This window comes from Corynebacterium maris DSM 45190 (assembly GCF_000442645.1).
GTDB classification, from domain to species: Bacteria; Actinomycetota; Actinomycetes; order Mycobacteriales; family Mycobacteriaceae; genus Corynebacterium; species Corynebacterium maris.
Window position 1 is genome coordinate 133,857 of the sequence record NC_021915.1, and the last position, 12,577, is coordinate 146,433.

Genomic DNA, 12,577 nt, shown 5'->3' on the forward strand with positions numbered 1-12,577 from the left:
CTACCCTGCGGTCTGCTACTGCAGATGTTTCTCCTTATGCAACATATGAAGTATGAGTTTCGAAGATGTGTCCCATCTCGCCAGCGAGCAGGCGGGCTTTTTCACCACGGCTCAGGCAGGCAGACTGAGCGTTGAGCGCCTAAAACTGCACCGGGAAACACGCCGAGGTGTGCTGAGAAGTCCACGTCGGGGGGTCTACGTGTTTGCGTCTTCTCCCTATACTCCCGATGAGCAGCTGCGGGCTGCCTGGCTCTCGCTGGATCCTTCGCGCACTGTCGCCGAGCGGCTGCGGACACCGACCGCCATTGTCATCTGCACAACCTCTGCGGCTGGACACTATGGCATCGGGGATTTCCAGACGCATCAGCACGAGTTTTATACTGCCCGCCGTAAACAGAGCCGGGCAGAGGATATTCGCCTGCGTATCCGTGACCTGCCGACCGACGAGGTCGATATTGTCCAGGGGCTCCCCCTGACCACCCCGACTCGTATTGTCGTGGATCTGCTGACCGAGGGCGAGGAGCTGGGCCATATCAGCACATTGATCGCCGATGCCCTGAAAAAGGGCTGCCCATCGACTGGCCCCGTATCGCCCACCAGGCGCCTCACCTCGCGAAGAACTACGGCCTGAGCTCCGAAGAGCTGATCGCCGCCCTAGGGGAGAGTTCCGAATCACCCTCGAATACGGCGCGTACCGCCTGCTCGATGTTGGAAAGCATGCCTGAGCTCAGCGATCGGCTGAATCAACGGCTTATTGATTCGGTGCACGAGCTCAGCGCGAATCTGGTGTCCGCACAAAACGTCGAGCTGGCCGCACGGATGAACGACATTCTGGATTCCTCCCCCGCCATGCAGGATCTGCAGCGCAGCAACGCCGAACTGCTGGACAAGACAGGGCCTGTGCTTCCGGATATCTCTTCCATGATCGACGTCTCTGGCCTTGACCTAGATGTCTTTCACGCCGGCAGCACTCGGTACACCCGCCAGAGCCCTCAGACAGACGAGAAGAAGTAGGTAGCTTCACCATCATGAGCAGCACCCCCGACCATCCGCGCACCTACCAGCAGGGACGCATATCCGCGACCAGCGGCGTGGGTGCGTTTGCCGAGATTCCGAAAGCAGAACGCGTAGCTTTTTATGACCGCGGCATCGTCTTATCGAGGATCTTTGCCCACGATGCCCAGTCCTGGGTGCTGAAGGGAGGATCTGCGTTGATCTGGCGGAACCCGTCGGCCCGGGCAACCCGTGATCTGGATATTTATCACAGCACAGATCGAGGAATCGACGACGCCCTTACGTCTTTGCGCGCCGCTGTGGCGACTACGTATCTTGCCCCGAGTGATGTTGACCTGCGCATCCTCGACGACGAGACCCAGATCTAGGAGACCGGGATACGCCACAGTGCGGCCGTGCGTGTGCGGCTGTATTCCGCTGCCGGCATGGAGTTAAGTCAGCCGGTCAAGATTGACCTGGTCACCGGATGTCAGGTCACCGGCAGCATTGACTCGCAGCCTCAGGACGGGATCAGCAAGGCACTCCGGGCGGAGTTTCCCCACATTCGCCTCTATCCCATCGTCGATCACTTGGCCGATAAAGTCGCGGCCACCATGCAGACCTACCCGTCCTCGCGGGGGCCGGCGCCCAGCACGCGGGTGCGTGATCTGGTCGATATCGCCCATATCGCCATCACGGAAACCATTGACGGCGCAGGACACTAGCCCCAGAGGAGCGAATTCCGGGGGATGATGGGGGACGACGGGCTAACGCGTGGTGACCGTGCCGAAGAGTCTGGCTACCGGGGCCAGCAGCATCGGCCGAGCGGCAACCCAAGCGGCAGCGATGGCCACCATGCCAAGCACAAAGAGCCAGAACCCGGTCCAGTTCGCGGCGTAGGTGGCCGGGTCCGGGGAGCCCTGGGCCGCGAACATGTGGTTCAAATTGCGTAGGGCCCCGGTGGCAAAGACCAGCAACACGTGAGTGAATATGAAGAAAACGAAGTAAAGCATCACCGGAAAGTGCAGCTTGCGTGCCACCTCCACCGGGTAGAGGGTACTGAGCTTCTTCATCTTCGATGGCCATAACCCGCTCATCCGGATACCGGTGACCACCGCAAGCGGAGCAGCGATAAAGACAGTGATGAAGTAGGCGAGCTGCTGTAGACCGTTGTAATGCACCCAGCCGTTCTCGGTCGGCCAGTCCAATGAGAGATACTGCAGACCGGCGGACAGCGCGTTCGGGATGACCTCCCAACTGGTCGGAACGATGCGCATCCACTGTCCGGTTGCGAACAGCAGGATGATGAATAGCACACCGTTGATCACCCAGAGCAGATCTAGTGACTGGTGGAACCAGATCGTCAGACTGATTTTGCTGGAGCCCCCGCGCGGTGACCAATAGGCCGGGGGACGACGTTCGGCGCGGATCTGTAGGCCGGAGCGGATGATCAGCACCATGAGAAACAGATTGAAGAAGTGCGACCAGGCCAGCCAGGCCGGGAATCCTACTGGGGCATTCTCCGGCATCGGGGCCGCCCCCGCATAGGCCTCGACGAGCCCCGCACCCGTCCCGGTGCCGAGGAACCAGCGCACCCCAAGCACCACAATTGCAGCGACGGCGACGACACTGAGCAGTCCGACGATGGTACCTCCGACCCATTGGACCAGCGTGAAGGGGCCATAGCGCTTCGGTTCTAGTTTGTCGGTGGCCGTGGTGGGGGCAGGCTCGACAACCGCGGCGGGGGTGGTAAGTGTTTCGATCAGTTCCGGCGTGGCGGGGTCTTCGGTAGGCGGTACCGCAACATAGACCTCGGTGACTTCTGGCCAGGGATTCTGGCCAGGGCCGCGGGGGAGCCCTCGTCGTAGAGCGACTGCTGCAGTGGTGCTGGAGATTTTGTGTGATGGTTGCGAAGCAGGGGGGATGACCAGGGTAGTGGTCTCGGGGGCTGGGGCGGCAGCCTGGGGGGCTGCCACCTTTATGGCGGCGTTCTTTGGTGGCCAAGCCTCTTCACCAGGAGTGCGCGGAAGCCCGCATCGCAGATGCACTTCTGCAGCAGTCGGTGCGACAGCAAGTGTGACCGGGGTAGCTGGTGCAGTGGCTGGTGCAGCGGTAACTTCTGCGGCGGGCGATGCGGCCATCGGAGTCGGATCCGGTATCGAAGAGTCCGCTGGTGGCCAAGATTCACCCTGCGGCGTCCGGGGAAGTCCCCGACGCAGACGTGTCGTGCCCACGGTGGTCGTGGTCGTCATAGGTTCCTAACCTTTCCGCCCGTTGATCTCTTCGATGAGCTTCGGGACAACCTCGAAGACATCCCCGACCACGCCAAAGTCGGCGATGTCGAAGATCGGGGCGTCAGCGTCTTTGTTGATGGCGACAATCGCCTTGGAAGTCTGCATCCCGGCTAGGTGTTGAATCGCACCGGAGACGCCGAGAGCGATGTACAGATCGGGGGAAACCGAGACTCCAGTTTGGCCGACCTGCGCGGAGGGAGTTACATAGCCGGCATCGACCGCGGCCCGAGACGCTCCGATGGCAGCGCCCATGCTATCGGCCAAGTCGTTGACCAGGGAGAAACCTTCTTCGGAGCCGAGGCCCCGGCCGCCTGTGACCACCTTGGCGGCCCCGAGCAGTTCCGGACGCTCGGAGACGGCCTGGGCCCGCTCGGTGGCCGTGATGGTGGCGGCGCGATGCCCGGAGCAGGGGACCTCGAGGATCTCGAAGGGGGCGGTGTTGGCCTCTGCGCGCGCATCGACGGCGCCCTGCCGGAGGGTGATCACGGGGATATCGAGGGTGGGGGCCGATTGAGAGCGGAAGGAACCGCCGTAGACAGAGTGTTGGGCGAGGATGCCCTCGGCGTCGCGGGAGACGCCGACGGCGTCGGTGGCTAGGGCTCGACGGGTGCGAACGGCGAAGCGAGCCGCGACATCGCGCCCTTTCACTGAGTGGGCGAGCAAAATAGCGGCGGGGGCGCATGCCTCGTCGGCGGCCACTAGGGCGTCGACGATGGGAACGGTGAGCCGGTCACCCGGTACCCGGGCGATTAAAACTCGAGCCGCACCCAATTCGCCGATCCGACGAGCCGCGTCTGCGTCGTCGCTCGGAGCGTCGTCTGGTCGGACGAAGAGTGCGATGGGAGTGCCTACGCCTGCCGCTGCGCCTAGCAACTCCGCCGTCGACCTGGCGGGCTGGCCATCCATGGTTGAGTCCACAACCACGAGGATGGAATCATCTGCATTGTGCATGGTTTTCTCCTAAATGAGTCGGTTTTGCGCGAGGAAATCGACGAGTTGTCGAGCAGCGTCGCCATCGTCGGTGACTTTCACGCCGGCGGCACGGGGCGGAGCTTTAGACACCTCGGTCATGATGGCCCGCGGGACGGAGAAGTCCTCAGCATCGATGCCAAGGTCCGCCAGGGATAGCGTGGTCGTAGGCTTCTTCTTCGCGGCCATGATCCCCTTGAAGTTGGGGAAGCGGCCGTTAGGGAAGGATTCGGTAATGGAGATCACCGCAGGGAGGGTCGCCTTAAGCTTTTCGACTCCGTCGTCGGTTGGCCGAGTGCCGCTTATGGTTGCACCGTCCAGCTCCAGGGAGGTCAGTTGGGTGAGGTGGGGGAAATCCAGCCATTCGGAGATCATCGTCGGCAGTAGCCCGCTATTACCGTCAGTAGAGAGGTTACCTGCGATGACCAGGTCGTAGCCCTCCCGCTCGATGGCCTTGGCCAGCACCTCGGCCGTGAGGCTGAGATCGGCCCCGAGGAGAGCGGGGTCAGTAACTTGTACCGCTGCGGCCGCTCCCATGGCCAGGCCTTTTCGAATGGTGGCGGTAGCGGATTCCGGTGCCATGGACATCACGTGGACCTCAACCTCTTCGGGATCGTCTTCCGCGAGTTTCAGCGCCGCTTCAACGGCCCGTTCGCAGATCTCATCGAGCACGGTTTCGCTGGCAGAGCGGTCCGCGAGGCCGGTCTCCAGATCCAACTTCCTTTCTCCGTAGGTATCGGGCACTTCCTTGATGAGAGCAACGATGCGCATAGATATTCCTTTCCGAGGGAGGGGGCTTCACGTGAACTCAGTTAATCACTAGTAACTAGAGTACCCTCATGGTGTGTGATCTGTGCAACCTTTGGGGTAAAGTAGTAGGAAACTTCATATATTTCCCCTCAGGCGTGGGGCGGAGAGACACGGTATTTCCCGTCAGTGAGTCAATGGGCTAATCGGGGAGAGGAACGCGGCGCCAACCGTGTCGCTTTCTCCTGAAGTGAGACGGGGAAGCACGCCCTTATCCCTGTCGGGTCGGCAGTATGTCTCGCTGCCACCCCGTTAGGATGGCATTCGGCCAAGTCGACCTGCCCCTGGCCCAGTCAGTCATCAGGGGCAGCTGTCCACGGGGTTGAGCGCTCCGCAACCCGGCCTTGGCGCTGAGGGATTCTACGGGCACAAATAGCCCACGCCCACGCCCAAGGGCGAGGGGCCGAGGGTGGGGCTGATTTCGCTGCTCACCGTGGCGGTCGCGCGTTGTTCCGCTCGTGGCATTGTCCTTGGAGTTGCTGGGGGCGGTCGGAGGCAGTGAGTGGAACCGTAGCGGCGACTGCTGTTGCGAGTGCTCCGCCTAGGCAGTAACTGTCACTGTTGCCTAAGAGACACGATGGTGCCTGCCACAGCCGGCCCCCTCGACGTCGTCATCGGAAAACCCACCCATCACGCCTGCGCGATGCCCGCGGCCGACGGAAAGATCTCCGACAAGTTCCTGTCCCACGATAAGGTCCAGTCGCGGAAGGTTTTCGTCGACCTGCAGGACCACCGCACCGTGCTGGTGGCCGTGGATCAGCCCGCCCCCATCGGTGCCCTGTCGCTTTCGGGAGCCTGGAGGGGGCGATTTTCTACTCGGATCGCGATAGTTTTTATACCTCTGATCAGTACCGGAGACTATGCGTGCGCTTCGGTGTTACCCAGTCGATGAGCACGATTGAGGCGAGGGTGGGTAACTCGTTGGCGGAGTCGTTCAACGCCTCGTTGAAGCGGGGAGCCCTGCGGGATAATTCTTTTTCACTAGTCGGCTGACATGCCGCCGGGGCGTGTTTCGGTGGTGTGGGCGGCATAACACCAAACGATTGCATTCATGGTGCGGTTACCGCCCCCGAACGCCTTCGAAGCAACCGGGTTAGTGATACTTACTGTCGTATCTTGATTAGAACCCCGTGTCCCCTTCTCCGGGTCCGGGCCTGGAGCCGCCTGCCAACAAGCGTGTTCGCGGACGTTGGCTCAGGAGTCGTTTCGTGGGGGGACGAATACGGTCGCGATGGCTCCGATAACTGTGGCCACAGCGAAGACCATGAAAGCGTCGGATGCGCCGAGGCCGATGGAAATAATCATGCCGCCTAGCGCCGGACCGGCGATGCCGCCCAGGCGGCCGAAGCCCGCTGCCCAAGACATGCCGGCCTGGCGGGCATGCGTCGGGAAGTAGTTTGAGGTCATGCCGTACACCAGGATCTGAGTGCCAGTGACACCTAGACCGGTTAGGGCGATTGCAATGTACATCAGCGTCGCCGAGGTGAGGTACGGCATGGCGAACATGCAGACCGCAGCGATGAGGAATGTAGTGATGATGACCGGTCGCGGGCCGATAATATCAGCAATCTTAGAGGCCACCAGTGCCCCCAGGGCCGCACCTGCATTCAAGGCGACAAGCGAGTACAGGGAGCCGTCCGAGGACATGCCGTTGGTCTGCATGATCTGCGGTAGCCAGGTGTTTAGGCCGTAGGTGGCCATGATCGCCATGAAGCTCATGATGCCGATCATTAGAGTGCCGACCAGGAAGTACCGGGAGAAGATAGCCGCGAAACCGATCTTGGCCCTCTTCTCGACACCGCCGTCGGCGGTCTCAACCTTGACGGCCTTGTCCCGAGTGAACTGTTCCGCTGGGAAGTCGAACTTGCGGCAGATCGCGTCGGCCTCGGCGTCACGGCCCATGGCGGTCAGCCAGCGGGGGGATTCCGGTAGCAGGAACCAAGCCAGCGGCAGAAGGAAGAGGATCGGGGAGGCTCCGATCAGGAAAAGACCACGCCAGCTGATGAGGTCCTCGAGCCAGAGGGTGAAGAAAGAGGCGATGACACCACCGACGGGGATGCCGATATAGCCGACGGCGTTGAACATGTTCTTGCGGTGCGCGGGGGCAAATTCTGCGATGACGGCGCCGCCGCCTGCAGTGATCACGCCCAGGGCAAGACCAGTGAAGAAGCGCAGCGCGCCGAAGACGGCAATGGAAGTGGCCATGGAGGATAACGCCATGCCGACAGAAAACCACGCCAATGCGACCAACATCATCTTGCGACGTCCGATACGGTCACCGATCGCGCCAGCGCCGAGGGCGCCGAAGAGGATACCGATCATGGTGTATGAGCCAAGGGTGCCTGCGACACCCGGAGTAAGTTCTCCCAGGTGATGGGGTTCTGCTAACAGGGTCGGAAGGATGGCACCGTAGACCACGATGTCATAACCGTCGAACACCATGGTGAGAAACATGATGGCGACGACGCCATAGACCGATCTGCGATGTTTCGGTGATTTCCACTCGTCGACGGGCCCTGCGGGTCTCCGGCGTGTGTTGGTGGTGGTAATGGACATGGGTTTCTCCTCGGGAGATTAGGTGGCCCATGAAGCTGATCCCGGCCATACACTCTTATGACCTGCATCACATGGATGCAGGATTTATAACACACTTCACAAAAGCCGGGGAACCCCCTCCCGTGGCGCGGGGGTGCGCAAGGCAAAGGGAGTATCTAATTAGGAAAGCACTTATGAACTGGCTGTATGGTAAAGAGTTTAGTTAATAATGTGTAACTGTAAATTCTGCTATGGGGGTGATTGCAAATGACGCCCTGGGCGAAACTATTAAGAAGCCTTTGGAAAATCGTTTCCAAGATCAGTCGTAGTGAGGTCATTTCGTGAAGGTACCCGGAAGGAGGGGAAGTTGAACTCCTTTGTCGTTGGGTGAAAAATGAAGTAAAGATCGAGGTATCACCGATCCCGGCGTGGGGCGGCATGTGAGCGTCGGGCAGCCCATCCCGTCTGCTCTGACTATCGACGGGATCAAGGAGTGCAAGATGGCCACCCAGAGGAAGAGGGCGAAGGAACGGCGTCGCCAAGAGTTGCTCGCGGCGGCGGCGGAGATTATGGCAGAGCGCGGTTTCCACCAAACCCGGTTAGGGGACGTGGGGGCCGCCGTGGGAATTTCTGGGCCGGGTGTCTACCGGCACTTTGACAGCAAGGAAAGCCTACTGGCCGAGATCCTCATTGATATCTCCGTCCGTCTAGCGGACGGGGCGCGGGACGTGCTGGCGCGGCACCGCGACACAGGTGGCGGGGCCCCGGAGGTGATCCTGAGCGACCTTGTCGCTTTCCATGTCGAATTCGCGGTAACGGAACCGGATCGTATCCGTGTGCAGGAACGAGAAATCAGGAATTTACAGGCCCAAGCCCTGGAAAAGGTACGGTCCCTGCAGCGCACCTATCTGAGCCTTTGGGCGGATGTGTTGCTTCAGTGCCAGCCACACCTGGGGCGCAAGGAGGCTCGTCTGAGGGTGCAGCTTACAGCTGGGCTCATCAACTCCTCTCGACACGTCATCCATTGGGCCGGGGCCGATCTAGTCCAGGATCAGGCCACTCGAATGGCCCTTGCCTCTTTGTGGGCGGATTAGCCTGGCGCGGGGTGCCTTCGTGCCCCACATGACCCGCATCAACCCTGATGGCGGGTCTTTTTTAACGCTATTTCCGCGCCACTGGGGGTGACGGGCCCGGCTTTTTTGCCGGAAAGTGTTGTCGGACACAGAACGAAGGGGTAGTGTCTGCTTCATAGTTAATTGCGATTAACTGAAATCCCTTCCGGACCGACACTTCCCATGGAGATCTGATGTCTGCATCCCTCATGACTGCTTCTCCCACATCCGTATCGAAGACCAACCGCGAGCGGCACGAGACGCTTGTCGCCGATCTTCAGGATCTGCTTGCCCGTACAGCTGAGGGGGGACCCCCGAAGGCACGGAAACGACACCGCAGCCGCGGAAAGTTGCTGCCCCGCGAACGCATCGTGGAATTGCTCGATCCGGGTAGCCCGTTCCTCGAGGTGGCGCCGCTGGCAGCCCATGAAATGTACGACGGACGAGTGCCTGCCGCAGGCGTGATCGCCGGGATCGGTTTGGTGCACGGCCGCCGTTGCATGATCGTGGCCAATGACGCGACCGTCTCCGGTGGAACGTATTACCCAATGACGGTGAAAAAACACCTCCGCGCCCAGGAGATCGCCTCCGACAACCGGTTGCCGTGCATTTATCTCGTGGACTCCGGCGGGGCCATGCTGCTCAACCAAGACGAGGTTTTCCCCGACCGGGACCACTTCGGCCGGATCTTCTACAACCAGGCAAACATGTCGGCCCGCGGCATTCCGCAGATCGCCGCGGTCCTCGGGTCCTCCACCGCCGGTGGCGCCTACGTTCCCGCGATGAGCGACGAGGCCGTCATCGTCAAGGAGCAGGGCACGATCTTCCTCGCTGGCCCGCCGCTGGTCAAGGCGGCCACCGGCGAGGAGGTCACGCCAGAGGAGCTCGGTGGGGGTGAGCTGCATTCTCGCACCTCAGGGGTGACCGACCACCTGGCGGCTGACGACGTCGACGCACTGCACCAAGTTCGTGCGATTGTCGATACGCTTCCGTCTGACCCGCAGGCGCCATGGGAAGTTCGTGACACAATTGAGCCCTCCCGGCCGCAGTCCGACCTCTACGACATTGTTTCTGTCGATTCCAAGAACCCCTATGACGTCCACGAAGTCATTGAAGTACTCGTCGACGGCGGGGAGTACAACGAGTTCAAGGCGGAGTTCGGCACCACGCTGGTTACTACCTTCGCCCGCATCCACGGGCACCCGGTGGGCATCATCGCCAATAACGGCGTGCTGTTCGGCGAGTCTGCACAGAAGGGTGCCCACTTCATCGAGCTGTGCGACCAGCGCGGCATCCCCCTAGTCTTCCTCCAGAACACCACTGGCTTCATGGTCGGCCGCGAATACGAGGCTGGCGGTATCGCCAAGCATGGCGCAAAGATGGTCAACGCAGTGGCCACCACCCGGGTGCCGAAATTCACGATCATCATCGGAGGGGCTTTCGGTGCCGGCAACTACTCCATGGGTGGGCGCGCCTATTCTCCTCGGTTCCTGTGGATGTGGCCGAACGCCCGCATCGGGGTCATGGGCGGTCCCCAGGCAGCCATGACCCTGTCCACCGTCCGCCGCAACCAGATCGACCGTTCTGGTGGCGAGTGGTCCACCGAGGAGCAGGAGTCTTTTGAGGCCCCGATCCGCGAGAAGTTCGAGAACGAATCCCACCCCTATTACTCATCGGCCCGACTCTGGGACGACGGGGTTATCGACCCCGCCGACACCCGCCGTGTGCTCGGACTGGCCCTCGATGTCGCCGCCGGCGCCCCGCTGGGCGAGCCCGGTTTCGGCGTCTTCCGGATGTAGGAGAAAGAAGACAATCATGACGACAACACAGATCACCACGGTGCTGGTGGCTAACCGCGGCGAGATCGCCCGCCGAATCATCCGGACCCTTAGGGACGAGGGGGTGCGTTCCGTCGCCGTCTACTCCGACGCGGACGCCGATGCCCTCCACGTTCGCGACGCTGACGTGGCTGTTCACATCGGGGCCTCCCCGGCACGTGAGTCCTATCTGCTCATCGACCGGATTATTGACGCCGCGCGCCGTAGTGGAGCGCAGGCCATCCACCCCGGTTACGGTTTTCTTTCCGAAAACGCCGCATTCTCGAAGGCGTGTAAGGACGCTGGCATCATCTTCATGGGCCCCCCGGCCTCGGCCATCGAGACGATGGGAGACAAAATCTCGGCCCGCGCCGCCGTAGAAGCGCGAGGGGTACCTACCGTCCCCGGCATCTCACGCCCCGGCCTCACGGACGAGGACATCATCGCCGCGGCGCCTGACATCGGTTTCCCCGTGCTGATCAAACCCTCCGCAGGTGGCGGTGGAAAGGGCATGCACCGGGTGGAGGAACCGGCCAGACTACCGGCGGCCCTGGCCACGGCACGTCGCGAAGCGGCAAGTTCCTTCGGCGACGACGCGCTATTCCTCGAACACTTTGTGGATACTCCCCGCCACATTGAGGTGCAGATTCTCGCCGATTCACACGGCAACATCATCCACCTCGGGGAGCGCGAGTGCTCCCTTCAACGCCGTCACCAGAAGGTCATCGAGGAGGCTCCGAGCCCCCTACTCGATGAGGAGACCAGGCAGGCCATCGGGACTGCAGCCTGCGACGCCGCCCGTTCCGTCGGCTACGTTGGTGCCGGAACTGTGGAGTTCATCGTCCCGGCAGCTCGACCCGACCACTTCTATTTCATGGAGATGAACACCCGCCTGCAGGTGGAACACCCCGTGACGGAGGAGATCACCGGTCTGGACCTGGTGGCCCTCCAGCTGGCCATCGCCCGCGGGGACAAACTACCCCTTACTCAGGCCGAGGTCACTTTCACCGGCCATGCAATCGAGGCACGTATCTACGCCGAGGATCCCGCCAATGGATTCCTGCCCACCGGTGGCCGCATCTCCCGGGTCGTCGAACCCACAGGCCCTGGTGTTCGGGTCGACAGCGGTATCGCTGATGGCTCCGAGGTCACCTCCCTCTACGACCCGATGCTGATGAAGGTCATCGCCCACGGTGCTGACCGCGCGGAGGCCCTAACCCGGTTGGACCGGGCCCTGGCCAACACCGTCGTAGCCGGGGTCGGTGTCAACACCGACTTCTGCCGCTACCTCATCAATATGCCCGAGGTGGTCGCCGGTGACCTCGACACCGGGTTGCTTGACCGGGTCGTCAACGATTACCTCCCCTCCGAGGTGCCCGATGACGCCTTGATTGCCGCCACCATGGTGTGGCTGGCGGGCCGCTGGCCCGATGAGCCGGGTTCCGCCTGGGACATTCCCGATGCCTGGAGACTCGGTAGCCCTGCCCCGCAGCGCGTGCGGTTGGCCTGGGAGGGGGACTCCACCTTGGTTTCCCTCATCGGATCCCCCTCATCGGCCCAGGTCACCATTCACGACGTGGTCGCCGGTTTCACTGAAGACGACGACGCCCGTCGCCTCGCCCGGACCGTCACGGCGGCTGTGCACCGCGATGGGGACTTCTGGCGAATTACCGTCGACGGGTTGACCCACCGCTGGCGGATCACCGCCACCGGTGACGGCGCGTTAACCGAAATCGTCGCCTCATCCGGTGAGGGAACTTGGATCCTGCGCTGCGAACAGGTGGTCCCCTCGGAGGCTAACAGTGACGGCGGTAGGGACGGCTCCCTGTCATCCCCAATGCCCGGCACCGTCATCGCCTTGTCCGTTGAGGACGGCGCCTTGGTCCGCGCTGGTGACCCCGTCCTCGTGGTCGAGGCCATGAAGATGGAGCATGTCCTGCGTGCCGCCGAGGACGGCGCGGTCACCTTCCACTGCAGCACCGGTGGCCAGGTACCTGCGAACAAACCGCTGGCTACCATCGCCCCCGCCTAACTCCCATCCCTACTCATC

General features: G+C 61.9%; 9 protein-coding genes and 1 pseudogene. 6 read left to right on the plus strand and 4 right to left on the minus strand.

Annotated elements, in window-relative coordinates:
- The first annotated feature begins 52 nt into the window (after positions 1-52).
- The 3 genes and pseudogenes from B841_RS14070 to B841_RS13770 all read left to right on the plus strand — a co-directional run bounded on the left by B841_RS14070 (position 53) and on the right by B841_RS13770 (position 1,718).
- The gene (locus tag B841_RS14070) at positions 53-631 is read left to right on the plus strand and encodes a type IV toxin-antitoxin system AbiEi family antitoxin domain-containing protein (protein WP_020933544.1); all 579 of its coding nucleotides are present in this window, start codon (positions 53-55) and stop codon (positions 629-631) included.
- An 86-nt stretch (positions 632-717) separates the two neighbouring features.
- Positions 718-1,014, plus strand: coding sequence for a hypothetical protein (locus tag B841_RS14075; RefSeq protein ID WP_020933545.1), 297 nt, complete (start codon positions 718-720; stop codon positions 1,012-1,014).
- A 14-nt stretch (positions 1,015-1,028) separates the two neighbouring features.
- A pseudogene (locus B841_RS13770) lies at positions 1,029-1,718 on the plus strand (nucleotidyl transferase AbiEii/AbiGii toxin family protein).
- Positions 1,719-1,760: 42 nt separating this feature from the next.
- On the opposite strand, the gene B841_RS00655 reads toward B841_RS13770, so the two are convergent.
- From B841_RS00655 to B841_RS00675, 4 genes are all read right to left on the minus strand, one after another.
- Entirely contained in the window at positions 1,761-2,969 is a 1,209-nt protein-coding gene (locus B841_RS00655; protein ID WP_245561052.1) for a cytochrome b/b6 domain-containing protein, read from the minus strand.
- Positions 2,970-3,251: 282 nt separating this feature from the next.
- Positions 3,252-4,238 carry an electron transfer flavoprotein subunit alpha/FixB family protein gene (locus tag B841_RS00660; protein ID WP_020933549.1) on the minus strand — a complete coding sequence of 329 codons (987 nt, stop codon included), beginning with the start codon at positions 4,236-4,238 and terminating at the stop codon, positions 3,252-3,254.
- A 9-nt stretch (positions 4,239-4,247) separates the two neighbouring features.
- Positions 4,248-5,027, minus strand: coding sequence for an electron transfer flavoprotein subunit beta/FixA family protein (locus B841_RS00665; RefSeq protein WP_020933550.1), 780 nt, complete (start codon positions 5,025-5,027; stop codon positions 4,248-4,250).
- A gap of 1,230 nt (positions 5,028-6,257) precedes the next feature.
- Positions 6,258-7,619 (minus strand): MFS transporter, encoded by a 1,362-nt coding sequence (locus B841_RS00675; RefSeq protein ID WP_020933552.1) that lies wholly within the window; start codon positions 7,617-7,619, stop codon positions 6,258-6,260.
- Positions 7,620-8,098: 479 nt separating this feature from the next.
- On the opposite strand from B841_RS00675, the gene B841_RS00680 reads away from it, so the two are divergent.
- The 3 genes from B841_RS00680 (at position 8,099) to B841_RS00690 (ending at position 12,559) form a co-directional block, all read left to right on the plus strand.
- Positions 8,099-8,692, plus strand: coding sequence for a TetR/AcrR family transcriptional regulator (locus tag B841_RS00680; protein WP_041631955.1), 594 nt, complete (start codon positions 8,099-8,101; stop codon positions 8,690-8,692).
- 212 nt (positions 8,693-8,904) lie between these two features.
- Complete coding sequence (locus B841_RS00685; RefSeq protein ID WP_020933554.1) at positions 8,905-10,509, plus strand: carboxyl transferase domain-containing protein; 1,605 nt, start codon at positions 8,905-8,907, stop codon at positions 10,507-10,509.
- A gap of 16 nt (positions 10,510-10,525) precedes the next feature.
- Positions 10,526-12,559: an acetyl-CoA carboxylase biotin carboxylase subunit gene (locus tag B841_RS00690; protein WP_020933555.1), complete on the plus strand. Its 2,034-nt coding sequence runs from the start codon at positions 10,526-10,528 to the stop codon at positions 12,557-12,559.
- Positions 12,560-12,577: the final 18 nt, after the last annotated feature.